The sequence below is a fragment of the Paramesorhizobium deserti genome, assembly GCF_001558695.1.
Classification (GTDB): Bacteria; Pseudomonadota; Alphaproteobacteria; order Rhizobiales; family Rhizobiaceae; genus Paramesorhizobium; species Paramesorhizobium deserti.
Genome location: NZ_LNTU01000004.1, coordinates 15,444 through 40,550, shown reverse-complemented (window position 1 = coordinate 40,550; position 25,107 = coordinate 15,444). Strand labels below are relative to the sequence as shown.

General features: G+C 60.3%; 25 protein-coding genes and 1 pseudogene. 9 read left to right on the top strand and 17 right to left on the bottom strand.

What is annotated here, in order from left to right:
- Positions 1 to 23: 23 nt before the first annotated feature.
- A complete protein-coding gene (locus ATN84_RS08350; protein ID WP_068881219.1) occupies positions 24 to 686 on the bottom strand; it encodes a TetR/AcrR family transcriptional regulator in 663 nt (220 codons plus the stop codon).
- A gap of 77 nt (positions 687 to 763) precedes the next feature.
- On the opposite strand from ATN84_RS08350, the gene ATN84_RS08345 reads away from it, so the two are divergent.
- Positions 764 to 1,372, top strand: a complete 609-nt coding sequence (locus tag ATN84_RS08345; RefSeq protein WP_068881218.1) for an NAD(P)H-dependent oxidoreductase — start codon at positions 764 to 766, stop codon at positions 1,370 to 1,372.
- Between the two features lie 31 nt (positions 1,373 to 1,403).
- On the opposite strand, the gene ATN84_RS08340 is transcribed toward ATN84_RS08345, so the two are convergent.
- Both ATN84_RS08340 and ATN84_RS08335 read right to left on the bottom strand, forming a co-directional pair.
- Complete coding sequence (locus tag ATN84_RS08340) at positions 1,404 to 1,901, bottom strand: hypothetical protein (RefSeq protein ID WP_068881256.1); 498 nt, start codon at positions 1,899 to 1,901, stop codon at positions 1,404 to 1,406.
- Positions 1,902 to 1,956: 55 nt separating this feature from the next.
- Complete coding sequence (locus ATN84_RS08335) at positions 1,957 to 2,574, bottom strand: CGNR zinc finger domain-containing protein (RefSeq protein ID WP_082766177.1); 618 nt, start codon at positions 2,572 to 2,574, stop codon at positions 1,957 to 1,959.
- A gap of 64 nt (positions 2,575 to 2,638) precedes the next feature.
- On the opposite strand from ATN84_RS08335, the gene ATN84_RS08330 reads away from it, so the two are divergent.
- The 3 genes from ATN84_RS08330 to ATN84_RS08320 all read left to right on the top strand — a co-directional run bounded on the left by ATN84_RS08330 (position 2,639) and on the right by ATN84_RS08320 (position 4,731).
- Positions 2,639 to 3,535: a branched-chain amino acid ABC transporter permease gene (locus ATN84_RS08330; protein WP_068881216.1), complete on the top strand. Its 897-nt coding sequence runs from the start codon at positions 2,639 to 2,641 to the stop codon at positions 3,533 to 3,535.
- Between the two features lie 103 nt (positions 3,536 to 3,638).
- Positions 3,639 to 4,307: a TolB-like translocation protein gene (locus ATN84_RS08325; RefSeq protein ID WP_068881215.1), complete on the top strand. Its 669-nt coding sequence runs from the start codon at positions 3,639 to 3,641 to the stop codon at positions 4,305 to 4,307.
- Between the two features lie 67 nt (positions 4,308 to 4,374).
- Positions 4,375 to 4,731: a DUF5655 domain-containing protein gene (locus ATN84_RS08320; RefSeq protein ID WP_068881214.1), complete on the top strand. Its 357-nt coding sequence runs from the start codon at positions 4,375 to 4,377 to the stop codon at positions 4,729 to 4,731.
- Positions 4,732 to 5,031: 300 nt separating this feature from the next.
- On the opposite strand, the gene repC is transcribed toward ATN84_RS08320, so the two are convergent.
- The 5 genes and pseudogenes from repC to ATN84_RS08295 form a co-directional block, all read right to left on the bottom strand.
- Positions 5,032 to 6,264, bottom strand: a complete 1,233-nt coding sequence (gene repC / locus ATN84_RS08315; protein WP_068881213.1) for a plasmid replication protein RepC — start codon at positions 6,262 to 6,264, stop codon at positions 5,032 to 5,034.
- Positions 6,265 to 6,418: 154 nt separating this feature from the next.
- Positions 6,419 to 7,420, bottom strand: a complete 1,002-nt coding sequence (gene repB / locus ATN84_RS08310) for a plasmid partitioning protein RepB (protein ID WP_068881212.1) — start codon at positions 7,418 to 7,420, stop codon at positions 6,419 to 6,421.
- 69 nt (positions 7,421 to 7,489) lie between these two features.
- Positions 7,490 to 8,695 (bottom strand): plasmid partitioning protein RepA, encoded by a 1,206-nt coding sequence (gene repA, locus ATN84_RS08305; RefSeq protein ID WP_068881211.1) that lies wholly within the window; start codon positions 8,693 to 8,695, stop codon positions 7,490 to 7,492.
- Between the two features lie 494 nt (positions 8,696 to 9,189).
- A complete protein-coding gene (locus ATN84_RS08300; protein WP_068881209.1) occupies positions 9,190 to 10,449 on the bottom strand; it encodes an Hsp70 family protein in 1,260 nt (419 codons plus the stop codon).
- A 1,515-nt stretch (positions 10,450 to 11,964) separates the two neighbouring features.
- Positions 11,965 to 12,879: pseudogene (locus ATN84_RS08295) on the bottom strand (LysR family transcriptional regulator).
- Positions 12,880 to 12,993: 114 nt separating this feature from the next.
- Between ATN84_RS08295 and ATN84_RS08290 the strand changes: the two are divergent.
- On the top strand, positions 12,994 to 13,557 hold the full coding sequence (locus tag ATN84_RS08290) for a YybH family protein (protein WP_244491027.1): 564 nt from the start codon (positions 12,994 to 12,996) through the stop codon (positions 13,555 to 13,557).
- A 62-nt stretch (positions 13,558 to 13,619) separates the two neighbouring features.
- Here the strand turns inward: ATN84_RS08290 and ATN84_RS27720 are convergent, their stop codons facing one another.
- Positions 13,620 to 14,096 (bottom strand): Fic family protein, encoded by a 477-nt coding sequence (locus tag ATN84_RS27720; RefSeq protein ID WP_244491031.1) that lies wholly within the window; start codon positions 14,094 to 14,096, stop codon positions 13,620 to 13,622.
- Here ATN84_RS27720 and ATN84_RS27715 point away from each other — a divergent pair.
- Positions 14,049 to 14,240 (top strand): hypothetical protein, encoded by a 192-nt coding sequence (locus ATN84_RS27715; RefSeq protein WP_244491033.1) that lies wholly within the window; start codon positions 14,049 to 14,051, stop codon positions 14,238 to 14,240. The genes ATN84_RS27720 and ATN84_RS27715 overlap by 48 nt on opposite strands.
- 141 nt (positions 14,241 to 14,381) lie before the next feature.
- Here ATN84_RS27715 and ATN84_RS27710 read toward each other — a convergent pair whose 3' ends face one another.
- The 3 genes from ATN84_RS27710 to ATN84_RS26755 all read right to left on the bottom strand — a co-directional run bounded on the left by ATN84_RS27710 (position 14,382) and on the right by ATN84_RS26755 (position 15,513).
- Positions 14,382 to 14,612, bottom strand: a complete 231-nt coding sequence (locus tag ATN84_RS27710; RefSeq protein WP_244491026.1) for a hypothetical protein — start codon at positions 14,610 to 14,612, stop codon at positions 14,382 to 14,384.
- Positions 14,563 to 15,021, bottom strand: coding sequence for a hypothetical protein (locus ATN84_RS27705; RefSeq protein ID WP_244491025.1), 459 nt, complete (start codon positions 15,019 to 15,021; stop codon positions 14,563 to 14,565). Before ATN84_RS27705 ends, ATN84_RS27710 begins: the two co-directional genes overlap by 50 nt.
- A gap of 201 nt (positions 15,022 to 15,222) precedes the next feature.
- Positions 15,223 to 15,513, bottom strand: coding sequence for a hypothetical protein (locus ATN84_RS26755; RefSeq protein WP_153020157.1), 291 nt, complete (start codon positions 15,511 to 15,513; stop codon positions 15,223 to 15,225).
- A 108-nt stretch (positions 15,514 to 15,621) separates the two neighbouring features.
- On the opposite strand from ATN84_RS26755, the gene ATN84_RS08280 reads away from it, so the two are divergent.
- From ATN84_RS08280 to ATN84_RS08270, 3 genes are all read left to right on the top strand, one after another.
- Positions 15,622 to 15,876, top strand: coding sequence for a helix-turn-helix domain-containing protein (locus tag ATN84_RS08280; protein ID WP_068881208.1), 255 nt, complete (start codon positions 15,622 to 15,624; stop codon positions 15,874 to 15,876).
- A complete protein-coding gene (locus ATN84_RS08275; protein WP_068881206.1) occupies positions 15,876 to 17,213 on the top strand; it encodes a type II toxin-antitoxin system HipA family toxin in 1,338 nt (445 codons plus the stop codon). Before ATN84_RS08280 ends, ATN84_RS08275 begins: the two co-directional genes overlap by 1 nt.
- A 103-nt stretch (positions 17,214 to 17,316) precedes the next feature.
- Positions 17,317 to 17,841: a hypothetical protein gene (locus tag ATN84_RS08270; RefSeq protein ID WP_153020156.1), complete on the top strand. Its 525-nt coding sequence runs from the start codon at positions 17,317 to 17,319 to the stop codon at positions 17,839 to 17,841.
- 88 nt (positions 17,842 to 17,929) lie between these two features.
- On the opposite strand, the gene ATN84_RS08265 is transcribed toward ATN84_RS08270, so the two are convergent.
- From ATN84_RS08265 to ATN84_RS08240, 5 genes are all read right to left on the bottom strand, one after another.
- The gene (locus ATN84_RS08265; protein ID WP_068881202.1) at positions 17,930 to 18,619 is read right to left on the bottom strand and encodes a hypothetical protein; all 690 of its coding nucleotides are present in this window, start codon (positions 18,617 to 18,619) and stop codon (positions 17,930 to 17,932) included.
- Positions 18,620 to 19,015: 396 nt separating this feature from the next.
- Entirely contained in the window at positions 19,016 to 20,191 is a 1,176-nt protein-coding gene (locus tag ATN84_RS08255; RefSeq protein ID WP_068881200.1) for an ABC transporter permease, read from the bottom strand.
- Complete coding sequence (locus ATN84_RS08250) at positions 20,188 to 21,186, bottom strand: ABC transporter permease (RefSeq protein WP_068881198.1); 999 nt, start codon at positions 21,184 to 21,186, stop codon at positions 20,188 to 20,190. Before ATN84_RS08250 ends, ATN84_RS08255 begins: the two co-directional genes overlap by 4 nt.
- Before the next feature lie 2 nt (positions 21,187 to 21,188).
- Positions 21,189 to 23,105 carry an ABC transporter substrate-binding protein gene (locus ATN84_RS08245; RefSeq protein WP_068881197.1) on the bottom strand — a complete coding sequence of 639 codons (1,917 nt, stop codon included), beginning with the start codon at positions 23,103 to 23,105 and terminating at the stop codon, positions 21,189 to 21,191.
- Positions 23,099 to 24,994 carry an ABC transporter ATP-binding protein gene (locus tag ATN84_RS08240; protein WP_068881254.1) on the bottom strand — a complete coding sequence of 632 codons (1,896 nt, stop codon included), beginning with the start codon at positions 24,992 to 24,994 and terminating at the stop codon, positions 23,099 to 23,101. Before ATN84_RS08240 ends, ATN84_RS08245 begins: the two co-directional genes overlap by 7 nt.
- Between the last annotated feature and the right edge of the window lie 113 nt (positions 24,995 to 25,107).

Here is a 25,107-nt window from a genome sequence, read left to right as displayed (position 1 = left end):
GTGCACGACAAATCAGTATCAGCTCAGAATCGATCACGCAGCGGACCAGGGTCTGGCGACATGACATGACCGCCGGCACTTCTTGCGACCATCGCAATGATGATTTCGTAGAGTTCGTCTTTCGCCTGCGCGGCCGTGATGTCTCCGGCCGCGGCCGCGCAGGATAGACCCTCGGCCGCACCGAGCATTCCCCAAAGACCGGCGGAGGCGATGTCACCGGTTGCCGAGAAGGGTGCAAGCAGGACCCGGCATTTTTCGATGAACGCCGCCTCGTATTGACGCTTGGTTCTTTCAAGCTCCGGCGAACCGGCGAGCGCCGCGATCACATCCGGTATCTCACGGCCCTGCAGAAGCACGCAATCGACATAGGACGAGGCGATCACCGCCGCCTTGGCCGCCAGTGTCGGCTCACTCGCCTGGAGCGCGGAATCCATGATCGTGGTCTGGCGTGCGTCGAATTCCTGATAGAGCGCCATCAGCAATCCCGACCGTGTGCCGAAATGGTCATAAACGACCGGCTTCGTCACATGCGCCTGCTCCGCAAGCCGCCCGAGCGTCAGGGCTTCCGTCCCCTCTTCCCGGATCAGCCGCCATGCGACATCCAGAAGCTGGCGGTGCCGATCCTCCCTCGCCAGACGGCGACGCGGCTGCGCACTGGATGTCTGTTCTCTGGCCTGACTTGACATGCTTATATACCAATAGTAACTTACTAAAAGTATATAAGACCCGTCCTTCCTTTGCAACCAGTCCACTGGAGTTTGCCATGCATACGCTTATCGTTGCCTCGCACCCTGACCGCGGATCGTTCACCCATAGCGCCGCCGCGCATCTTGCCGAGGGCGTCTCCCTGTTCCCCGGCAACTCCTTCGAGATAGCCGATCTTGCGGCGGAGGGGTTCGATCCCCGCTATACCGCGGCTGACATTGCCCTCCATCTCAGAAAAGCGCCGCCTCCGGCCGATGTCGCCGCCGAGCAGGCGAGGATCGACCGCGCCGATGCCCTCGTGCTGGTCTATCCCGTCTATTGGTGGTCGATGCCAGGGCTCCTCAAGGGATGGATCGATCGCGTCTTCGCCAATGGCTGGGCTTATGACGACGATTTCGAAACCAGAGTGGTGAAGAAGCTTCAGCATCTCCGGATCCATCTGGTGGCCATCGGCGGCGCCGATCTGCGCACCTACGCGCGGCACGGCTATTTCGGGGCCATGAGAACGCAGATCGATCATGGGATATTCGATTATTGCGGCGCACCGGTCGTGACATCCGAGCTCCTGCTGCCGTCGGAAACGGGGGATATGTCTCATCATCTCGAGACTGCGCGTAATTTCGGCCGCAATCTTTTCAGCGCATCACGGCAAAGCGAAGCCGCATGAACATCTGGGTTACGGGCGGATTTGCTCCGGATTATCCCGATGCGTTACCATTCTTCGCGGCGGGACAGGCGACGCCGTTTCCCTGCGGGAGCTTTCCATCGGGATGGCCCGCCAGTTCCGGATTGGGATCATAGAACGGGCCGACGACCAGAGGCCGGTCCGGCAATACCGATTGATCCGTGTCGGAGATCAGCGTCGTCTCTACACGTTGCAGTTCTTTGCCTTCCTTATCCAGGATGCGGATCGTCACCTGATAGGGCCGATCAGCGACGACACAGTGGACAGGCGGGCTTTCGACGGTGATCCTGTCGAGCGTCGGCCAGATTTTTTGGCGTTTTAAGAGCGGCGGGCCACCGGCCGGGTTCTCGAACTCCGCTTCAAACTCGGTGCCCTCCGGCAACGGCCGCAGTTTGGCAAGCGTAACGAGATAGGTGGCGACGGCATTGCGGTAGTTGAAGACGAAGAGCCTGCCATTGATTTCGACATGATTTTCCGCCGGCACATCCCGGCATCCGGCAATTAGCGTCATTATGAGGATCAGGATAAGGGCGCTCGCGCTCGCCCAACCCGTTATTTTCCGATCCTCAATGCGATGCACGGTCTTTTCCAGTCCCGGCACGCTTGCGCTCGTAGTGACGCTTGGCCTTCGCCCGGTTGCCGCAGACATTCATGTCGCACCAGCGGCGGCTGCGGTTGCGGCTGTTGTCGATATAAAGCCAATGGCAATTGGGGCAGACGCGGATGCGCGACAGGCGTTCCGGCTGGATCAGCCGCAGGCCGGAAAGGAATGCAGCCGCGCCGAGCGGCAAGATTTTTCCTTCCCGCAAATCAGGGCCGAGCGGCAGCGCCATTTCAGGCGGAAGCCGGTGCGTCAGGACCGCCCCACGCGAAAGAAAGGCGGCGAGAGCGCCTGCACCGACCGCCGCCCCCTCGATCGCCGTCCGGCGAAAGAGCGCGTTGATCGCCTCGCGCAGCGACAGCATCTCGCCGGTCTCCGTTTCGTTGCCAGGCGGCATCAGCACCGCGCCGCCAAGTTCTTCGGCGCGATATCGGACCGCGGCTTCCGCAAAACGGGGAATTTCCTCTCTGTCCTCAAAACGGTCGAAACGACGGTCGGGCATCTCACGATAGATCACCGTGTTCACCATATCGAGCGCCAGGGCGCCCCCGCTGAAGCGATGCTCGTTCCATTCGATTGCCATGGAAAAATTATAACTGGTAAAATGCATTTTACAAGTTAGGTTTCGTGAAACCGGATTGAGTGGCATGAGCTATTTCCTTCAACTCCTGGCGAGCGGACTGCATGTGGGCGCGCTCTTCGCGCTGCTCGCCTATGCCTATGTGCTCGTCCACGGGCTGACGGGGCGCACCGATCTTTCCTATGGCGCGGTCTTTGCCTTCTCCGGCCAGTCCTTCATCCTGGCGACGGGCTTCGGCTGGTCGGTGCTCTGGCTGACATTGCCCGCCGCACTCGGTTTCGCTGCGCTGGCGACACTTGCCGCCTGCGGGGTCATGGCCTTCGCCGTCGCGCGTTATATCTACCGGCCGCTGGCGGGAGCGCCGCGCACCTCAATGCTGGTTGCAAGTCTCGGCTTCGCCCTCTTTCTCGTGGAGCTGTCGCGCCTGTCGGCCGAAAGCCGCGACTATTGGCTTCCGCCGATATTGTCTTCGCCGGTCCATATCGCCGGCCAAGCCTGGTCCGTAACGCTCACGCAGTTGCAGGTGATCGAGATCATTGCCGTGACGATCGTCATAGGCCTGTGTCAGCTTGTTCTGGAGAAGACGGCAGCCGGCCGCATCTGGAGAAGCGTCAGCGACGATCCGCTCGCCGCCGCCTTCTGTGGCATAGATTGCACCTTTGTACGGACCGCGTCCTTGTTCGCCTCCTACGCGCTGGTTGCGCTGACCGGCTTTCTGGCCGCTCTTTATTACGGAAGCATCAATTTCAGCACCGGACTCATTTTCAGCCTGAAGATCCTTTTCGTAACCGTGGTCGGCGGCTTCCGCTCTCCGCTGCATGCCGCTCTGGGCGCCATGGCCGTCGGCGTCATCGATGTTCTCTGGAAAGGCTATTTCTCGCTGCTATGGAGCGACGCGGCGGTTTTCATCCTGCTGGTGTTCCTGCTCGTCGTCAGAAAACCGCCCGAACCGGAGCGGATTTAGGTGCATCTCCGTTGCCCAACTGTCGGCGAAGAAGTTCTTAGGAATGCCGCGGCATCATGCAGGTGGTAAGAAGGGCCGGTGAAACAGGATGGAGAAGATCTGAATGCTGATGATACGAAAGCACAGGACCGGGCTTGCAGTCCTTTCAGCTCTCCTGCTCGCCGCGGGCATTGCCGCCTCAAAACTCCATGCGCAATCGGACGCGGATCCGACCTGCAAGACGACGTTCGTCAAGGTCACGTCCGATGCGCCGGCCTGCGGTTTCGCGCTGAGCGGAACGGGAACTTTCACCCTGGACGGACAAACCCTCGCCGATCCGCTGGTTGCCTCCTACGAAGATAGCGGCGGTGGCCAGAAAGCCATTGCCGCTAGGCAAATGATGCTGTTCCCGCCCTCCCCTTCCGGCCGGTTTCGCATCGTCCAGGCATGCGACGGCACGGGAGCGGATGCGCTGTGCTGGCAGACGCTCGTTCTCGATCGGGATAAAGCAAAGCTCCAAAACATCTTCGCCGGACGCTACGGACCCGAGCAATGGCAGAGCTGGAGCCCGGACGAGCAGCATGTCGCGCTGGTCAACAAGAGCGAGGAGGCCTCGTGGCTTCATGTGATCGATCCCGAAAGCGGCAATTCACAGGACTTTCCCGGAGACGATTCAACGGAGAACTGGACCATAGAGCCACAGACGCTACGTTGGACAGGGCCTCGCAGTTTCACCGTGACCGTCAAAACCTGCGAGCAATGCGTGGCGGCGCGGAAAGAGATAGCGTTCTGAACAAACGCAAGGTCACCGGGCAGCCGATGGAAAGCGGAAAACTGATCCAAGCACGCGGGTACCTTCTATGCAGGAAGATCAATTCTTCAGGGAACACCTCGACGCCCGCGCAATATACCGAGCCATCAAGGACGCGGTCCGGGAGATCGGCGCGGCGCAGATACGCATTTCCAAAAGCCAGATCGGTTTCTATCGCAGACATCCGTTTGCTTCTGTCTGGAAACCAGGACAATATCTCCACGGCAAGGTTCCGCCACTGGCGCTATCGATCTACCTACTGCGACGCGACCGATCCTCCCGCTGGAAGGAAGTCACCGAAGCGAAGCCTGGCCGTTATACCCATCATATGGAGCTTCGCTCTGCCAATGATATCGACGAAGAGGTCCGGCTCCTTCTCGTTGAAGCGTGGAAGGCTGCGGATTAGCTGATCGGCTTTGATGCGAAACCGAAAGCATATCAGTAGAATTATGCGAGATCGGCAGCCCCGCCATCTTCGTCATCGAACGGGATAATCAGGATTGACGTGGCAATTCGTGGCGGAAAAACCAATCGGAACGGATTTCATGTCGGCGCTTTCTGGCATATTTTATAATTGAAACCGCCGCACCTGTCGGATCCACTCTATGTCCGATAATGTCCAGAATCGCTATCTTTCTATCAATATACAGGAATTCTTCCGAATTATCGACCAGCTTAGCGGACTTCCCCTGCGAAACGCACCGCATTATTGTCGCTTCTCGGCTTGGCTATATCCCGTCATTCGTGCGGCCGTACCGCTCGCCTTCAGGGCGGCCATGATCATCGGTCCGATCGAGAACTCTCCCGCCTGCGCTTTTTGTGTCAGTGTTCGCAAATAGGCGCCGGCGGATTGGATATGCTGGGCGCGCTGGACGATGCAGGCAATCGTTACCGCGGCATTCTCCGGCCCGAGCACGCGCGTTGCATCGTCATAAGCCGAGGACGAAATGCCCAGATATCCTTTGACCTGTGCAGCCGTTGCCATCAGATCGCGCCAGTTGGCGATACCGCTGGCGGCATAATCAGTGATCTCCGGACACGCACGCAGGACGAGATCGAGCGGATAAGTCTTGGACGATTCTTCAGAGCACTGAACGGTTACCGGTTCTTCATTCAGTTCTTTTCCTAAATCTGATTTAGATTCATTGAAGGATTCTGATTCTGAATTAGATAGCTGCCGTTCATTTTGGGATTCAATGCCGCTTAATTCTCCGGCATTCACATGGGATTCCAAGAGCTTATCAATTTCCTCCCGTAGGGCGGCCAGTTGCGCCGCAATCGGTTCCAGATCGGCGAGGATGGCCCGGCGCGGGATCGCCGCGACAATCACCCTGAACTGCGCCCACAGCGCATCCCAGGGCCCCGAGATGACTTCTTCCCGGGCGGATTCGATCAGCTTCTGGATATCGCGGCGATGGAGTGTGATGCGCTGCCTTGCGAGCCTCAGGGCCCGGTTTTCCGCCTGGACCCGTTCCGCCGCCTGCTCGAACTCTTCCGCCCGCGCGAGCAAAGGGGCCAGCGAGAAGCCGAAGGCCTCGTCAATGCCGCCTTCCCTGCCCCGCCGGGCATAACGCTTGCCGTTGGGGCTGTCGCGGCGGATGATCAGTCCGCAATCGACCAGAGCGGCCAGATGCCGGCGCAGCGTGGCGTCAGCCATGCCATGCGCCCTCAGTGCCAATTGCGCATTGGATGGGAAGACGACGAGGCCGTGTTCCTGGGATAATTCCGTCTCGGGATAAAAGCTCAAAAGCGCGTTCAACACCGCCAGCGAGCGGTCTGAAACGCCGATGATCGTCTTACCCTCGCAAAGCCAGCGATAGATCCGCCATTTGTCGGTTTTCTTGCCCTCGGGGATTTTGTCCGCCTTGATCTGACTTGCCATCATGGCAAGCGACATCGTTCGCCGCCCGAAGGGCGTCGTTATGCCAGCACTCTCCATTTTCCTTCACCTTCGATCAGGCAAAAGAAATCCGCTCGCCAAATGACGCTAAAGACTCTTGACAGTGATTCGTGGAAATGTGATTCTCTGACTGCTTACATCTGAGAAGGGCTTCCACGACTGCGTCGTTGGGGGCCTTTTTCTTTTGCGGTTTCTAGTCTCCTGTTTGTTTCGCTCTTTCCGTATTCCGGAAATCCTCGTAGAAACGGTCGAGATTCTCGGCCAGATATTCTCCAAACCGGCCTGCATCCCGGGCTTTCAGTGCCAGGCTGAAGGACTTTCCGGTATTGCGGATGTCGCCGGTAACCTGCTTGTCGGGAGCCGCCCAGGCACGTGTGCTCTTCGGCTCGATCGCCTTCTTGACCGGCTTTTTCCGGGCGCCGCTCAGATGATTGAACAACAGATCGAAGCGCTGCTCCTGATCGGCTGCTGTAAATTCTTCGTCCGTCACGAAATCGGATGCGATTTCGGTATTTTTCGGCCGTTCGATGAGCTTGCGCAGCTCCAGCCAGCGGTCGCGCCCGATACCCTTGGCTGGGCCGATCGCCTCAATGATCTTCGCCGGAATCGCCTTGGGGATGGTCAGCATCTTGCTGAGCGTCTGATAATCCACCGATAGCGCCGACTGGATCGTCTCGCGCCCATAGCCGAGCGTCTCCAGCCGTTCGGCGAACATCACCCGTTCGATGAAGGTCAGATTGGCGCGGGCGGCGTTCTCCTGGCCCTGGGCTATGATATGGTCGATATCGGCCAGCGCCTTGACCACGGCACGGACGGGCCGGCCAAGCTCACGGGCGACCCTCACCCGGCGATGGCCGAAGACAATCATATAGCGGCCATTCTGCTCGGGATGCGGGCGCACCAGGACGGGTGTATCCTGACCTCTCTCCCGCACCGCCGCGAGCAGCTCCTGATAGGCCTGGTCATCAGCCTTCATGCGGTCCGAGACGAATGACCCATCGATCAAATCGGGGTCGATTTCGACGATCGTCTCCCCCTCGGTGAGCTTAGATGCCTGCCGCGCAAGCTCGTCGATGGAGGAAGAAATGGATTTCGCCGCGCCGAATTTGCGAAAACCGGAATCCTGCTGGCTGTCTTCCGCAGATTCCGGCGGCTCCGCGCGCATCAGACTGTCGAAGATGTTTTTCCTAGCCATTTGATCCCATTCCCTGATTGTCTCTAGCCATCTGTTTTTTCATCATAAAATCCTGATTTAGACGGCAGTCTATCTCGATCTTCCCCATGCCTGGTGGATCAGTTCCCGGATTTCCGAATTGACGGCCTCGAGTGATTCCATTGCGCGTTCATAGGTAGACCGGGTCATTCCGGATTTTTCGACCTCGTAGAGGGTCTGTTTCGTCAGGCCTGCATCGGAAATCGCCGTGGATTTCAGCATCTGGTTCTTCAGCATCTGCTTTGCGAGCATGGATTGCATGAAGCCGACCATCTGGGCCTGCGGAATATCCGTTGGCTCATAGCGTGTGACGAGATATCGGAACCAGTCGAGATCGACCGCGCCGCCTGCCCTGCGAATGGTCTTCAGGATATCGCCGAGCATCAGCAGGAACTGCGACATCGACATGAGATCCAGCATCTGCGGATGGACGGTGATCAGTACCGACGAGGCGGCGGACAAGGCAGTGAGCGTAAGATAGCCAAGCTGTGGCGGGCAATCGATCACGATGATGTCGTACTGGTCGTCCACTTGGCGCAGCGCCGCCTCGATACGGTTCCAGAAGGTCTTTCCCTCCGTCGAATTCCGGTCCTGCATGGCGAGCGGCGTATCGTATTCGTACTCCTGCAGCTCCAGCGATGCGGGAATGATGCTGAGCCCGGGGAAATTGGTCGGGCGGATCACATCAGCGATGGGCTTGCGCTCCGCGTCATAGCGGATCGCCTCATAGATCGAGGGATATTTGTCGAGTTCTGGCTGGATGCCGTGCAGGGCCGAAAGCGAGGCCTGTGGATCGAGATCGACGGCCAGAACCCGGTGACCGGTGAGGGCGAGATGCTGCGCGAGATGCGCGGCGGTAGTGGTCTTGCCGGAGCCGCCCTTGAAATTGACGACGGCGACGACCTGGAGCTTTTCGCCATTGCGGCGATGCGGCACATATTTCTTGACGTCCGCACGGCCGTTGCGATCGAGATAATGGCGCAGTTCCATGATCTGCTCGGCCGAATAGGTGCGTCTGCCGCCGGCATGGATATGCGGCTCAACACCCTTTCCCTCCAGATGCAGCTTTTTCAGATTGCTGGTGGAAACGCCAAGGAAATAGGCTGCCTCCGCCAGCGAAAACTGCCGCAGGGTCTTTGATGCGTTCGGCGGAAAGGTCTCCAGACGGAGCTGATTCAGCCGCTTGGAGATCTCGCGCCCCTGCGACAAAATGATGTCATCAAAGGGTGTCATTTGCTGGGGAGCGGAGAAATTCATTTTTTCAGACCTTCAAGTAACGGCATTCGAGCGAAATTTTCGCTAATACCGTCATTATGTCCGATTCTCCGGGCTCGGCAAGAAGTTTTAGGTTAATAAAAGGTTAAGACTATTGCGTGGCTGTCGGGCCTCAATAGTTTTTCTGAAAGGGGCCGGCAACAACCTCAAGGCTCGTCCGTTGAAATTGCTATTGGCCTGGGGCAATGGTGATGCCCCTGCCCGGCTTTCGGCGGGCATGTCCGCCAGTTCCGCTGCATGTCGGCGCGAATATATTGCAGATTCGCTGACCGAAGCGAAGCCGGGCCTGTTTCAACCGGGGGGGCATGTCATGCACTGTCGAGCCAGGAGTGCCACAAGGTGCATTTAAAGCCATTTCGCTTGCTTTCATGGCCTGAGAAATGACTTATCTCATTGAAATAATACGAGTAATCGACGAATTAGACGGCCGTCTAATCCGATGGCGCACGAAAACGGAAATTGCCGGGGGGGACATGCTAGACGAAGCGGCGCGCCGCTTCGACGGCAAGCCCCAGTCCTACCGATCCGAACTGATCAGCCTGAGCGATATGGGCATCGGGGAAGCGCGAGGTGGCGGCTATACGAACCTGTGGAACCAGCGCGCCGCCGCCGGTGAGAATCACAGTTTGGATGGCTTCAACGCCGACGCCTGCGCCAAGAAGGGCATCATCGATCGCCGCGCCGATTTTTACCACCAACTCGGCGCTTGCCGTCTCGAATGCTTCGCGTGTCACGGGAACTTCAAGCGACAGGCCGTGTTCCTTCAGCCGGATGATCGCTGCGCTCGCGTCGGTCAGCTCGATCTTGGCCTTCTCCACCTGGGCGGCCAGCCTGTGGCCAGACCTGTGCTCCAGAAGATGCAGGTAACGCTCCAGCTTCTCTGGTTCGGCTGCCTCGCGCTGCAATGACTGGATGTCGTATATCGTCTTGGCCGTATAGAGCTGATTGATCTTGTGCCATGTCGCCATGTCGTTGAAATACCAGACCGGCAGCCGGCGCTTGCCGTCCTTCGTATTGCTGCCGAGTCCCATTTCGGGCATCACCCTGGCGATGTTCAGCTGTCGGTCGAAATCCGTGCCGCCGACATGCACGCCCGACGTACTCAGGATGTCGTTGCGCCGATCACTGGCGCCGCTTCTCGCGGGCGAAAGCCGCAGCACCGAGAAATCTGATGTGCCACCGCCAATATCGACGACCAGGGCGAGCGCCTCGGCATTCAGCGTTCGCTCGAAGTGCAGCGCCGCCGCGACAGGCTCGAACTGGAATTCGACATGCTTGAAGCCCTCCGCCCGCGCCGCCGCCTCGAGCTGGTCCTGCGCCGCCCTGTCTGCCTGCTCGTCACCGTCGATGAAGAAGACCGGCCTTCCGAGGACGACATGCTCCGGCGCGTCCTCATTCTGCGCTTCCAGCCTGCCGCGCAGATGACGCAGGAACCAGCCGATCAATGCCTGGAAAGTTACGCGATTGCGGCCGATCTGGGTCGTCTCCTTGATCAGGCTGGTGCCCAGGATGGACTTGAGGGCGCGCATGAAGCGGCCTTCGGCGCCGTCCATATATTCGTGGACCGCGGAGCGACCAAAATGGACGCTGCCATCCTCCAGGCTGAAGAAGAGCGCCGAGGGAATCGTCACTTCACCGCCTTCGACCGGAATCAGGAACGGATCGCAGCCTGGCGCACACAGACCGACGGTGGAATTGGTGGTGCCGAAATCGACGCCACAATGAAGACGGGACATGGAAAGCTCGCAGGACGTTGCTGGGTGCAGTTGCGCACGGTGATCGAAACGGGAGGGCCTTCTAGCCAATTGCGGCACGGATGGAAACCCTCAGTGACTGATGCTCAGCCCATGCCGGCTGCCAGAGCCGGTCGCTGGGCGCCAATTTCCCAAAAACTTATCCCACAGTTCCCGCCCTGCCCTTATCCTTGCCCGCAGTTCTTCCCGCGGGAACGCGGCTCGCGACGGCGGGTCTCGCGGGGAAGAACCGGCGCCTCCGACGGCGGGAAAACGTATCCCGTCGTCCGGGGAGGCTCCGTCCAAGGGTTCCCCTGCCGGGACTACGCCCGGTGTGTGCTGGACGAGCACTTAAGGGGAGGGCCGAGACGGGACGTGGCAGCCTAAAGCTGCCGCGACGATCCCTAGCCTTCCCCGAAGCGGAACGGACGGAGACGGAAATCGCCGGACGGACGGTCCTGTGACCGCGGTCAAACTCACTACCAAGGATCGAGCGTTCGCATGACCGCCCGTCTTCCCATTCCCGGTTCGGGGTGTTCTTTCTCAACGGCCAGACGCGGAAAGCGGGCGTGGTGATGATCACCTGCTGTCTTCCGCTACCAGCGACGGGGATGCAAATCCAGCATCCGAGCTTTGAGGGTAGCGGAAATAGACGAGCAGGGGAGGGGGACCTTCTCCTCTTCCTTTGCGGAAGAAGGGGTGATCGATAAGCGGTTTGAACGGCGGAAGGTGGATGGGAACTCGGTTCAAATGCTTGCCGCAGACCGCCAGTAGGCCTATGCTGGCTTCATTCAGTGATTTTCCCCGCATTTCATGGTCTGCGCATCATTATCGGACATAAAGCTCGCACGACATGTGCGGCGCTTTTATCTCTATTATGCTACAGAAACCGCCGTTTGATTTCTCGGCCCAGGCACGCCTAGTCGCGCAAAAACAAGAAACCCCGCCTTCGGAACTGATCAAATAGCCCATCCGATTTGCGCGATAGGATACGCCAAGTCACGACAGATAAGGGAAAATACTAATTTTTTCGATTTCACTGCTCCGAAATCTCTACCCGAGAGTACGCCCGAATTTCCCTTCAAGTGCTTACGTACTGCATTCGCCGTCGCTCGGCGATTATGTCGACGCACTGGAACAAGGGGACCCGGTGTAGATCGCGGAAATGATGATTTTGTTGGGCCCATCGCCTGGCAGCGGCAGCTGTGGCCTTCGTCGGCCGGGTGGTGGGTAGCAACGCATTGCGCATCCTGCTCGGGCAGCCGGAGCCCGACGACTTGGAAAAGGAGAGCCGGTGCATGCAGGCGCGGGATGATGCTCTCGGTGCATTCAGGTTCGCCCCCGGATAGCAGGAGACCGGACTTCCAAGAAGTCCACGATTCCCTCGAAGCTACCGCGGCGTGATCTCACGTTGCCGAGCCGTATGGCTCTGCGAAGGCCGCTTGGCGGTGGATCGCGCCGCAGATCGTCGGCTCGCTCGATGACCACGACATTGTGGCGAGCTACTTCAGGCTATCGTTAACGCCCGCCCTCCTTCCGGCGTTGCCCAGCGAAGCCGCGTAGATGGTCGATCAGCGCGCGCAGCTCGGAGCGATACTTCGGCGGCTCGGATAGTAGAGATAGAAGCCGGCGAAAGGCGGGCAGAAGTCCTCCAGGAAGGGAATGAGCTCGCCCCGGCTAATCGGCGCGCGAAAGCTCTCCTCCATGCCGAAGGTGATGCCGGCGCCGACGACGGCCACCTTGATCATCAGCGCCATGTCGTTGGTGGTGATTTCCGGCTCGACCGAGACGCTGAATTCCTTGCCGTTCTCGGCGAACTCCCAGCGGTAGGGCGGCTTTGGGCGCCGGCCGCCAGCCGATGCAGCGGTGGGCGGCGAGCTCCCGCGGATGTGAAGGCACGCCGAAGCGGTCCCTGTAGGCAGGCGAGCAGACCGCGAGCTGGCGTCCATCCCCGCTGACCGGCACCGCGATCATGTCCTGCTCGATCACCTCGCGAAGGTGGACACCCGCGTCGTAGCCCTCGGCGACAATGTCGAACTCCTCGTCGGTCACCACGATGTCGAGCTGAACGTCCGGGTTCGCCTCGATGAAGTTCGCGAGGAGAGGCCCCGAAAGAAAGCGGTCGGCGATCGACGAGACCGCCAGCCGCAATTGCCTGCGCGGGCGCCCGCTGAGGCTTCCGGTTGCCTCGGTCGCCGCCCGCATCTCGGCAATGGCTGGCGCCACCTGCGCATGGAGGTGTTCGCCGGCCTCGGTAAGGCTGACGCTGCGCGTCATTCGGCGGACCAGCGCAGTGCCCAATGTCTCTTCGAGCCGCCTTATCGTCTGGCTGACCGCCGAGCGGGTTACACCGAGCCGCCCGGCCGCCGCACGAAAGCTCCGTTCCTCGGCCACCAGGGCAAATACGGGCAAGGCGTTGAAGTCCGGCTGCATTGGTTAGTGAAACTATCCATTGTGGGAAGCAATGGGCGACTTATCGTAACAGTCACTTGAATCTACCTTTCTTGCAATCCTCGCGAAGCGGTTCATGACGGAAAGGAAATCAACATGCGTATCAGTCTATTCTCGCTCATCGCGGTCGCAAACATGGCGCTTGCATCGCCAACAGTGGCGCAGGCGCAATCGGGGACGGCCGCCCAGTGTCAAACCTCAGGCGCAAATTCGGTCCCAGAGCTCCACAAGGAATGGATCCTTGTCGGGTGGGACAAGCCGGTCGCCGGTCAATCCTGGGATTTCCGCGAAAAGCTCGGCAAGTACTATGACTGGGAAGCCAACGATGTCGTGCTCTATGACGACATGTCTCCGGATTTCCAGATTGCTCGCTCGCCGGAGGAATACCGCGCGTTGTGGGAATCGTCGTTCCAGGCGCTACGCCGGGCCCACCACCTCGTCCTGAACGGCCCAGAGGTGATCGCCGGCGATAAGCTGTCGACGTCGACACTGGAATTCGCCGCGCGACTCGAACCACCCGAGAGCCAGCCGATCATCTCGGTTCGCGCGCGCTCGACGCTCGTGTGGCGGTGCACTAGCGACGGGTGGAGGATCGTGCGCGAACACAACAGCACACGTAGGATTACACCTGAGGAGTCCCGCCAACTCTTCGGTTTCTGACCCTGAACAGGCCGAGCTGGGGAGTGTGCCGCGACGCGGGCAGGCCGTAGCGCACTACCGGATCACCGATACACGGCATGTTTGGAGCCGCCGCGCCATGAAACATGTCGTTGCGCCCTGTATCTCGATGCGCACAAACTTGCTGTTCCGCTCGAACTCCACGCGGTCGCGCCACTAGGTGTGGCCGAGCAAGTCGCGCGGATGCTCGGGGGCGGCTGTTTCGGTCGAGATGTGCTGGTGCCGAGGCGGTGGTCGTGAGCGAGCCATCGGCGGTTTGCCCCGCCCAACGCCAGCATCGCATTCATAAGAAATCGCGCCATCCGTCCATTGCCGTCAGGATAGGGGTGAACGTAGCCGACAAGCCAGTGCCCCAGCACAGTCCGGACGGCGGGCTCGGTCTCTTTTTCCAGTAGGGCGAAGAGCGCATCCATGCCCTCCGGGACTGCTTCTAGGCGGGGCGGCACATGCCACGATCCGCGCAGGTAAACCGGATGGTTGCGATATCCGGCGAGGGCGCTCGGCTTGAGAATGCCCGCCACCACGGACGGCCTGAACAGTTCGCGATACCATTCCCGGTGCTGCTCGTGTACGAGCGCCCCAGCAGGCGCGCCATCGAGAATGGCGGCCACGGAATCTTTGACTTTCTGGAAGGCCTGCCAGTAACCGCGCGCGTGACGCTGTAGCCTTCAATCGATAGCGAATGGTAGGCATCGCTTTGATAGATGTCCTCCACGAACTTCATGTAGCTGCTTTTGTCAGCGGGCAGCCTTGGTGCCTTCGGAAAAATCTCCATCACTGGCGCGCGCTGGCTTTCGCAGATGGCGTTAAGCCGGGCGACAAATGGGCGGCACGCCCACGACGATGGCGGGCACATAAGGCCGCTCGGCAAAGGGATCACTTTCGCGAACGCCGTAGCCCGCGCTTTTCATGGTTTTGATGATCTCGTCGGCAAAGCTGGTACGGCTTATGCGGCGGAACGCTCCGGCGATGGCGGAATGTCCGCCATCAAGCAAGCGCCCAAGGATACCGGACACGTCGCGCACGGCGGCCAGCACGACCTGCGCCTCGATAGGTGTCCGTTGGAAAAAGGCTTCCGGCACTTTCACGAGGGCGGGCATCTGCTGCGTAGACGCGAAGGCCGTTTTTCTCCGCCATGTCCTCGGGTGGGGGCATCTCCTTGACCTTAAGATCATAGAGGGAGGTGCCGAAGAGGAGCTGAAGGTTGTTGTTGGCGCCTTTTGGACTATTGGCGATGACCTGCGGCGGGATCGCGGTCGCTTCCGCGTGCAGCAGGAGCGACTGCTCCGGTGACAGGAACCAGTCATTGCCGAAACGGTCGCGGCAGTAGCGTGCGCAGAACTCCCAGAAGGACGCACGCCATGGTGTGGTGTCTCCCGGCTGGGTCTGCGGCCCGCTCGACGTGAGCCACCCTTTGATGACATCGCGCAGAAAGCCATGCTGCATAAGCCGCTCCCGATGGACACGGCTGAAGTCGCTGGATTTGAATATGCGCTGCCCCCGCTTTGCAGTTTCTGCAAGGCGCTTAAGGAATCGGCGAGCTTTTCGTTCGGTGGGGCCATGGCTTCATGTCAAGTTTTTTGTGTTGTGCAATCACACGTAAATTATGTTAATAAATTGAAATCAAAATGTTAACTGGCATTATGGTTACGCGGCCAGGGCGCATTCCGCAGGCTCAATCAACGCGCCAAGCCGTGCCAAAATGGGCGATGCCGACTGCATCAGATCGACGGTCGCAAACCTGATCTGATGGCCCTGAATCTGGACGCTCTCATCGAGATCGCCTCCCACAACCGGATGCAGGAACATACCCTCAGCGCTCAATGACAGCGGATCAGCCAGTGCCCCCGGCCGCTGGCGAACAGCTGCAACTATGTCGGGGTGTTCGGGTACCCAAACCACGCCCGCGCCGCAAGTGGCAAAGACCGTTATACGCATTTGCGTCTAAATCATCATTACACGCATACGCGTATATTCAGCTAATATACGCAATCGCGCATATTCACAATCTATACGGACTCGCGTATGTTGTAGTAGAGGTGCCCCATGACTGATTCCATCGCCCGTAACGAGAAGCAGCTCGGCGCTATCCTGCGCCGCGCCCGGAAACAAGCCGGACTGACCCAGTCAGGCCTCGGCGATCATATTCATTTACGCCAGGGAACGGTCTCCCGATTAGAGGCCGGTGAGCCGGCCGTCCAGCTGCGCACGCTGATGGCGGCGCTGTCCGCGCTCGATCTTGAACTGGTGGTCCGGCCACGCAGCAAGGGAAACGCCGCTGACATCGAGGACCTGTTCTGATGGCCCGCCGCCGGACCCACGCCCCGCTCAATGTCTTCCTGAACGGCCGCTTGGTCGGGGTGCTGCGGCGCGAATCCACGGGCGCGATCGATTTTCGCTACGACCCGGATTGGCTGTCCTGGGACAACGCTTTCGCCGTCTCCCTGTCCCTGCCGCTGCGCGAAGATCGGTATATCGGCGTGCCGGTGGTCAATGTCTTCGACAATCTTCTGCCGGACAGCGACGCGATCCGTAAGCGTGTTGCCGAACGTGTCGGGGCGGACGGCACTGACGCTTACAGCCTGCTCACCGCTCTCGGCCATGACTGTGTTGGCGCGCTGCAATTTTTGCCAGACGGAATCGATCCCGGCCCCACCGGCGGCACTGACGGCCAACACGTCGATGACAAGGCCATTGCCGATCTCATCAACAATCTTGCCGCTGCCCCACTGGGCATGGGCGAGGATGACGATTTCAGAATCTCTATTGCCGGTGCGCAGGAGAAAACGGCGCTGCTACGCAAGGACGGCCAGTGGTTCAAACCGATCGGCACGACCGCCACCACCCACATCCTGAAACCCGAGATCGGCCAGTTGCCCAACGGGATCGACCTCTCAAACAGTGTCGAAAATGAATATCTCTGCCTCAAACTGCTGGAAGCGTTCGGCGTGCCGGTCGCCACCGTCGAGATCGCTGACTTTGGTGAACGCCGCACACTGATTGTGGAGCGTTTCGACCGGCGCTGGACGAAGGATGAGCGCCTGATCCGCCTGCCGCAAGAAGATTGCTGCCAGGCACTCTCCATACCGCCGACCCGCAAATACCAATCCGATGGCGGTCCCGGCCTGCGCGAGATTCTCGAACTGCTCAGAGGCAGTGATACGCCGGATAAGGATATTGCGACCTTCATGCGCGCCAACATCATCTTCTGGCTGTTGGGCGCGACTGACGGCCACGCCAAGAATTTCAGCGTCTTTCTGACGCCCGGCGGACGCTACCAGATGACGCCGCTCTATGATGTGCTCAGCGCCCAACCGAGCCTCGATGCCCATCAGATCGTGCGCAAAAAATTCAAGCTCGCCATGTCTGTGGGCAAGAACCGCCACTATGCGCTCAACGACATCGTCCCCCGGCATTTCGTGCAGACGGCAGAAATCGCCGGCATTGGCACATCGTTGATACGCAGCCTGTTTGCTGATCTCGCTGCCAAGGCACCCCGTCAGGCGTCTGCCGTGATCAATGCACTTCCTTCCGGCTTCCCGCAAGACATGGTTGAATCCATCAGCAACGGCATCGCCCACCGCGTCCGTCTGATCGAGACCTTTTTATCTGGAGACCTCGGCGCCGATGACGAATAAGACAGCCGCACCACGTATCGCCCTCCTTGGTTGGGGTTCCCTGATCTGGGATAAACGACCGGACTTCGACAGGCATCACGGGGAATGACTTGCGGACGGGCCTGTGCTGCCGCTGGAATTTTCGCGCATTTCACAAACGCGCCGGGGTGCCCTCACGCTAGTAATCAACCCTGAGAATGGGGAGAACTGCACGGTCCAGTATGCAATTAGCACGCGCAAGGACCCTGACGATGCGATTGCCGATCTCCGATGCCGGGAAAGCACCGTCATGCGCCATATGGGTTTCTGGTTTGCTGATAGTCGTCGCAACTGCCAACTGCCTGTTCCCGATACCATCCCGATCTGGGCGCAAAGCAAAAGCATTGATGTTGTGGTGTGGACCGGTCTGCCGACCAAATTCAAAAACGAGACCGGCGAAGATTTTTCAGTCGACTCCGCCATCCGCCATCTCCAAACGCTGACGCCCGAAGGCAAAGCCATGGCCGCTGAATATGTCTGGCGCGCCCCTGACCTGGTACAGACGCCTCTGCGCGCCGCACTCCAGAGCGCCCCCTGGTTTCCACCCCCGGCGGATAACACCCTTCCGGTGCGTAGCCTGCTTCGATGGTGGGCTCCCGAGCCTCCTTGACTTGCGAAGGATCGCCACCCGAATGGGCCGAGACGGCTGGCGGCTCGGTGCATTGCGTAGAGCCTGACCCGAGAGGGGCGAGCCCATACTACCGTTCCCGCTCAAAATCCTTGTTATCATCGTCGCGCTCACTCCCCCGCTTCGAACGTGACGGCTTGATCCGCCGCCCGCCCGTTCCGCTCTCATCCCCCACTTCATCGCGGTCCCTAGCCGCCTCCAGGTACTCATCGGCCAGCGGCAATTCGGTCCAGTGCGGCTCCGGCACATTCGGGGCCGGGGTTTCTAACACCTCCGCCTGATCCCTGGGCACCGCGATCTCATTATCCCGCCGCCGTGTCCGCTGCCGCCGACGAACAGCGCCTTTACCATCGTCTCCACCACGCCCGCCTTGCGTGCTCTCACCTTTACTTGATTGCTGATAGCGCTGCGCGTCCCGATGTTTGTGGAGCTTGCTGATGACGAAACTGACGCCGGTTACGCGGCCAAGAAAGGCCGCAAGGCCCGTCGGCTTCGCAGCAGCGCGGGCTTCTTTCACGCGTCGGGCTTCATCCAGATAGCGCGTGCGCAACTGCCGCCGCACTGCTAGCTGCTGCTGTGCCAGTGCTCCGCCCTCGTGACGATGCCGCGCCTTCATCGCGGCTTGCGCTGCCTCGGCCTTCTCTCTGCGCGCTGTCTGCGCTGCTTTTAGAAGATCGAGCTTCTTGGCATCGCGCCCGGATTTAACAAAATCCTCACGCGCCTGGCGCAAACCGAGCTGGGCACAGAGGCCCACAGCCACGCGGTTGCAGGCCTGGATGCCATCCGCCGGATGATCCGGCAGAAGCAGCAGGCTCTTGCCCCACGTTTCTAGGCCGGCCCCGGCGCGGCGGTACCGGGCTCAAGCTTAAATTTGTGAGACGGGTCTCCGCGCCATGATCGACAACGTCGAAGTTGACGACACAGAAATCCGCATCCACGGACGAAGAACGATTCTGGAAAGGCTGGTAATGGGCGGCGGGGCCTCTCCCGCAGGAGTGCCCAGTTTTGTGAAATGGCGCGCCCGAAAGGATTCGAACCTCTACCCCCCAGATTCGTAGTCTGGTGCTCTATCCAGCTGAGCTATTGGTGCCTACGCCATGCTGCCTAGCCCGCCCGACTTCGGAAAGCTAAAGCTCAGGCGACGTAAACCCCATCCTTACCGGTACGGATCGGCGGCGTCGCGCAAGCCATCGCCGAGGAAATTGAAGGCCAGGATCACCAGAATGACCGGGATCATGGGGAACAGCAGCCAGGGATAGAAGGCGATGACGCTGACGCTGCGCGCCTCGGTCAAAAGAATGCCCCAGCTGGTGATCGGTGCGCGAAGGCCGAGCCCCAGGAAGCTCAGCGCCGTCTCGCCGAGGATCATGCCGGGGATCGAGATGGTCGCCGTCGCGATCAGATGCGACATGAAGCCGGGGATGAGATGGCGGCGGATGATGCGGCTGCCCCTGGCGCCCATCAGCTGGGCGGCCAGCACATAGTCCTCTTCGCGCAACGCCAGGAGCTTGGAGCGGACGGCGCGCGCCAGGCCGGTCCAGTCGAGGAGGCCGAGGATAACGGTGATGCCGAAATAGATGAGGATGGGGCTCCAGGTGATTGGCATGATCGCCGCGAGCGCCATCCATAAGGGGATGCTGGGGATAGACTGGAGCACTTCGATCACCCGCTGCACGATCAGGTCGAAAACGCCGCCGTGATAGCCGGCAAGGCCGCCGATGACGATGCCGAGCAGGAAGCTGAACGTGATCCCGACCAGCCCGATCGTCAGCGAGATGCGGGCGCCATAGATGATGCGCGACAAGACATCGCGTCCAAGCCGATCGGTGCCGAGCAGGAAAAGCTCGCCGCCTTTCGCGGGACAGACAAGGTGGAGATCGCTCTCGAAGAGCCCCCAGAACCGGTATTTGTCGCCCCGGCAGAAGAAGCGGATCGGCTGGATCATGTTCCTGTCGTCGGAATATTCACGCTTCAGCTTATCCATGTTCAAGGTCATCTGCCGGCCATAGACGAACGGCCCGACGAATTGTCCGTCATGGAAGAGGTGCACCGGTTGCGGCGGCGCATGGATGAAATCCATGTTCCTGGTATGGAGATTGTAGGGCGCCAGGAACTCGCAGATCAGGATCATCAGATAGAGCGCCAGGAGGAAGACGCCCGATGCCAGGGCAAGCCTGTGCCGCCGGAACTTCCACCACATCAGGCGCAGTTGCGAGGCCTGGTAGACGCGCTCCTGCTCCTTCGTCATCACCTCGACCGACTTGGGATCGAACGGTGCGGTCGAGACGTAATGCTGGAGCGGCGCGCCGGGAGGGGGGAGGGGAGAGTTCATTTGGTGCTGCCGCCCTGCAGGCGGATCCGGGGGTCGAGCAGCGCCAGCGCCAGATCGGAGATCAGCACGCCGATGACCGTCAGGAAAGCGAGGAACATCAGGAAGGAGCCCGCCAGATACATGTCCTGGCTTTGCAGCGCCTTGATCAGCATCGGGCCGGTGGTTTCCAGTGACAGCACGATCGCCGTGATTTCGGCGCCGGAGATGATCGCCGGCAGGATCGAGCCGATATCGGAGATGAAGAAGTTGAGCGACATGCGCAGCGGATATTTGACCAGCGTGCGGAAGGGTCCGAGGCCCTTGGCGCGGGCCGTGATGACATATTGCTTGTGAAGCTCGTCGAGGAGATTGGCGCGCAGGCGCCGGATCATGCTCGCCGTGCCGCCGGTTCCGATGATGACGACGGGGATCCAGAGATGTTCGAGGATCGACTTGGCTTTGTCCCAGTCCATCGGCTGGCCCAGATATTTCTGGTCCATGAGATGGCCGATCGAGGTCCCGAACCAGATATTGGCGAAATACATCAGGATCAGCGCCAGCATGAAATTCGGTATGGCGAGGCCGATGAGGCCGAGAAGGGTCAGCCCGTAATCGCCCCAGCTATATTGATGGGTCGCCGAATACATACCGATCGGGAAGGCGATCAGCCAGGTAAAGACGATGGTGACGAAGGAGACGAGGATGGTGAGCCACAGCCGGTCGCCGACCACATCGCGGACCGGCAGTTCATATTCGAAGGAATAGCCGAAATCGCCATGCAGCATGCCGCCGACCCAGTGGAAATAGCGCAGCACCGGCGGCTTGTCGAAGCCGTATTCCTTGCGCAGCATCTGGATGCGTTCGGAATCCACGCTTTCGCCCTGGGCCCTGAGCTCCGCGATGTAGCTGTCGAAATAATCGCCAGGCGGAAGCTCGATGATGGTGAAGATCAGGGCCGAGATGATCAGTAATGTCGGGATCATGACGGCGATGCGCCAGACGATGTATCGCAGCACGGTCAGCCCTCCTCGCCAAGCCAGAACGTATCAGGCATGTAGACACCGAAATAGGAGGTGGGGTCAAAGCCGTAGAGCGCCTTGTCGGGCAGGTTGCGCAGTCGCGTTGACGCCACCACCGGCTGGAGCGTCCCGTTGACGATGCCGATCGAAAACACCTGGTCGGTGTAGATCGAAAGCATCGCGTGCCATATCTTCGCCCGGTCGCTTGATGTGGCCGACCGGCGCCAGCGCTTCAGAAGCGATACGAGCTCGACCGCCTCGGGGAGATCCGGCGCTTCTCCCACCTTGCCGTGGGATATGTAATAGGCGCCCCAAAGCGGCCATTGCAGCTGCTCTTCGGCCGACGGCGCCAATTGGTCCGGGCTCATGTCGGGCGTGGGGACTGCATTGTCGATGCCCGACCACATCGACATCATGATTAGACCCGCACTCGCCCGGCTGCGGAAGACATCGCGTTGCGATGGCCGGATGAAGAGCGCGATTCCGATCTGGCGCCAATGGTCGGTGACGAGTTCGAGCACATCCGTCTCGAGCGTGCTTTCGCCTGAGGTTTCCACGATGATTTGTGCGGAGCGGCCATCGGGCAGGAGCCGCAGTCCGTCATCGTCGCGTGTCGTAAGCCCTATCTCGTCGAGCAAGGCATTGGCCTTGGCAGGATCATGGGCGATCCAGGCCTGGGCGAATTCGGGACGATAGAGCGGGCTTTCGGGAAGGACCGTATCGGCGCTCTCCGTCGCCAGTCCGTAAAACACCGCCTTGTTGATCTCGCGTCGGTCTATGGCAAGCGATAGCGCCCGGCGCAGGCGCACGTCGCGCAACAGCGGCTTCCAGACCGGATCAGCGCAATTCAGGTTCGGCAGCAGCGCCAGCCGCGAGCCTTGCGTGCGCTTCCAGAGATGGACCTTTATCGGATAACGCTTCTCCGCGTCTTTCAGGAAGGCATAATCGGGGAAATCCAGCCCAAGGCTTTGAAGGTCGCTTTCGCCGGCGCCGGTCTTGGCGGCGATGATGGCCGAGGAGCTGGCATTGAGGACGAAGCGGTCGATATAGGGCAATTGCCGGCCGTTCTCATCGACCCGGTGAAAGTAAGGATTGCGCTCGAAGACGAATTGTTCCGCCGGCGGGTTGGTTGTGTTTCGCCAGGGATCGAGCGTCGGCAATTCCGGATTTTCGGGGCGGTATTGTCGCGCCATGCGGATATGGAGCGCGACCCAGTTGCGGGCCTGATATTCCTTCATCAGCCCCGAAAGCCGGAAGGGATCCTGATATTTCTTGTGGAACTGCTTGAGATAAGTTGAAGGCAGCACAAGGCTCAGCGCCTGGGCGGCCGCCAGTTTCGGCAGAAAGTCGGGATTGGGCGCATCCCAGGAATAGCGGACGGTCAGTGGATCGACGATCTCGAAACGCGGCGGCTTGCCGTCGACCCGCAAGGCGGTGACGGGACCTCCGCGCGAAAGCTCCTCATTGAGCCAGACATCTTCCAGGCAATAGCGGAAATCCTCCGGCGTCAGCGGCGTGCCGTCGGACCATTTGTGTCCCTCGCGTATCCTGAAGGTGAAGATACGATCCTCGCTCACCTCGAAACTTTCGAGGATATCCGGAATCATGTTAAATTTTTCATCATAGCCGATCAGCCGGGCATAACCGTTGATCGTCATCAGCCGGATGTCCTTCTGGCTGCCGATCAGCGTCCGCACGGTGCCACCATAGCGGCCGGGCTCCCTGCCCATGGCGGTCAGATTGACGATGCGAGGCATTTTCGGCAGACGATTGGCCAGCTTCGGCAGCATGCCGGATCTAAGCGATTGCTCAAGAAAAGCCGGCTCCCGGTCCTCCGCGCCCCGGTCCTCCGCGAGAGGCCTGCCGGGAGCGAAAACCGATGCCATCAGGCCGAGTACGGTGCGCCGATTCAACACGGGCGCAACTCCGTGATGTCGGCGGTGCGGCGAGCGAGCACCAGGTGCCCGCCGCCGAGATCGAGCGGCGCCAGCGCATCGGCTTCACCATCGTCGCGGAATTGCGGTCCCCACGCTCTCATATCAGCCGCTCCGGTCAGCTTCAGCGTCTTGAAATCCATTGGCCGGTCGAGATCGGGAAACGGCACCGCCGCCACCAGCGACCGGGTGTAGGGGTGTACCGGCTTGCGCAGCAGGATCTCGCGCGGCGCCAGCTCCACGATACGGCCGCGGCACATGACGGCGATGCGGTCCGCCATATAGTCGACCACCGCGAGATTGTGCGAGATGAAGAGATAGGTCAGCCCCAGCTCCTTCTGCAGGTCCTTCAGGAGGTTGAGGATCTGCGCCTGGACCGAAACGTCGAGGGCGGAGACCGGCTCGTCGCAGATCAGGAGATCGGGCCCTAGCGCCAGCGCCCGCGCGATGCCGATGCGCTGGCGCTGGCCGCCGGAAAAGCTATGGGGATAGCGATGGATGAAGCGCTGATCGAGCCCGATCGCCTGCATCAACGCCTTGACCTTGGCGAGACGCGAGCGGGCATCGCCGCGCCCGTGGATCTCCAACGGCTCGCTCAGGATATCCTGCACCGTCATGCGGGGCGAGAGCGAGGATACCGGATCCTGGAACACCATCTGGATCCTGGTGCGCAGCTCGCGCAATGCCGCCCCTTCCGCCGCCAGCACATCGATCGGTCCGGTCGCGCTGTTGAGGACGACCGATCCGCCGTCGGCGGTGACCGCGCGCATCAGGATCTTGCTGACGGTCGTCTTGCCGCAGCCGCTTTCGCCGACGAGCCCGAGGCATTCGCCGCGCCTGATGTCGAAGCTCACGCCGTCCACGGCGCGGACGGTCGTCTTGTGCTCCTTGCCCAGCCAGTCGGATTTGCGGGTGGTGAACGTCTTTTCGAGGTTCTTGGCCGACAGCAGGATTTCCCGATCCCTGGAGGAAGAGACCTTGCGCTTGCTCAACAGGCTTTCGACATTGACCGGAACCTCGCGGATTGCGGCGAGCCGTTCGCCGGGTTTCAGATCGAAATGCGGGACCGCGGCCATCAGGCCCTTCAGATAGGGGTGGGCCGGCCGGCGGAAGATCGCCTCGACGGGCCCGGCCTCCATGATCTCGCCGTGATAGATGACCACCACCTCGTCCGCGATATTGGCCACCACGCCGAGATCGTGGGTGATCAGCAATATGGCCATATTGAACTTGGCCTGGAGATCGCGCAGCAGTTTCAGGATCTGCGCCTGGATCGTCACGTCGAGCGCTGTCGTCGGTTCGTCGGCGATCAGCAGGGCCGGCCGGCAGATCAGCGCCATGGCGATCATCGCGCGCTGCCGCATGCCGCCTGAAAGCTCGAAGGGATACATGTCATAGGAACGGGCGGGATTGGCAAAGCCGACGAGACCGAGCATCTCCTCGGTGCGCGCCTTTCGCTCCGCCGCCGACGCGTCGGTGTGGATCTGCATGGCTTCGCCGATCTGGTTTCCGATTGTGTGCAGCGGCGAAAGCGAGGTCATCGGCTCCTGAAAGATCTTGCCGATGCGGCTTCCGCGCAGCGCCCGGATCTGGGGCCCATCCCGGGGCATCTTGAGGATATCCACGGTCTCGCCGGGTGTTTCCGGGTCAGAGAACAGGATGCGTCCAGTGATATGGGCGGTGTGGGGCAGGATGCCCATCACGGCCTGGCTGATCACCGATTTGCCGGAACCGGATTCGCCGACGAGCGCTGTCACCTTGCCGGGCAGGACACGAAGGCTGGCGTGCCGGACTGCCCGGATCGGCCCACCGATAATCGCAAACGAAATGCCGAGGTCTTCGATCCTCAGCAGATCCGTGCTTGACACCATCCCGACAGCCCCGCATTCGAGCATTCGCCGCCCCGCTGCGGCCCATTCTGAAGAGGAAGCTTAGCCCACTGCCACTTGCCTGCCTAGAGCCGGAAGACACTAATCTGGCTGAA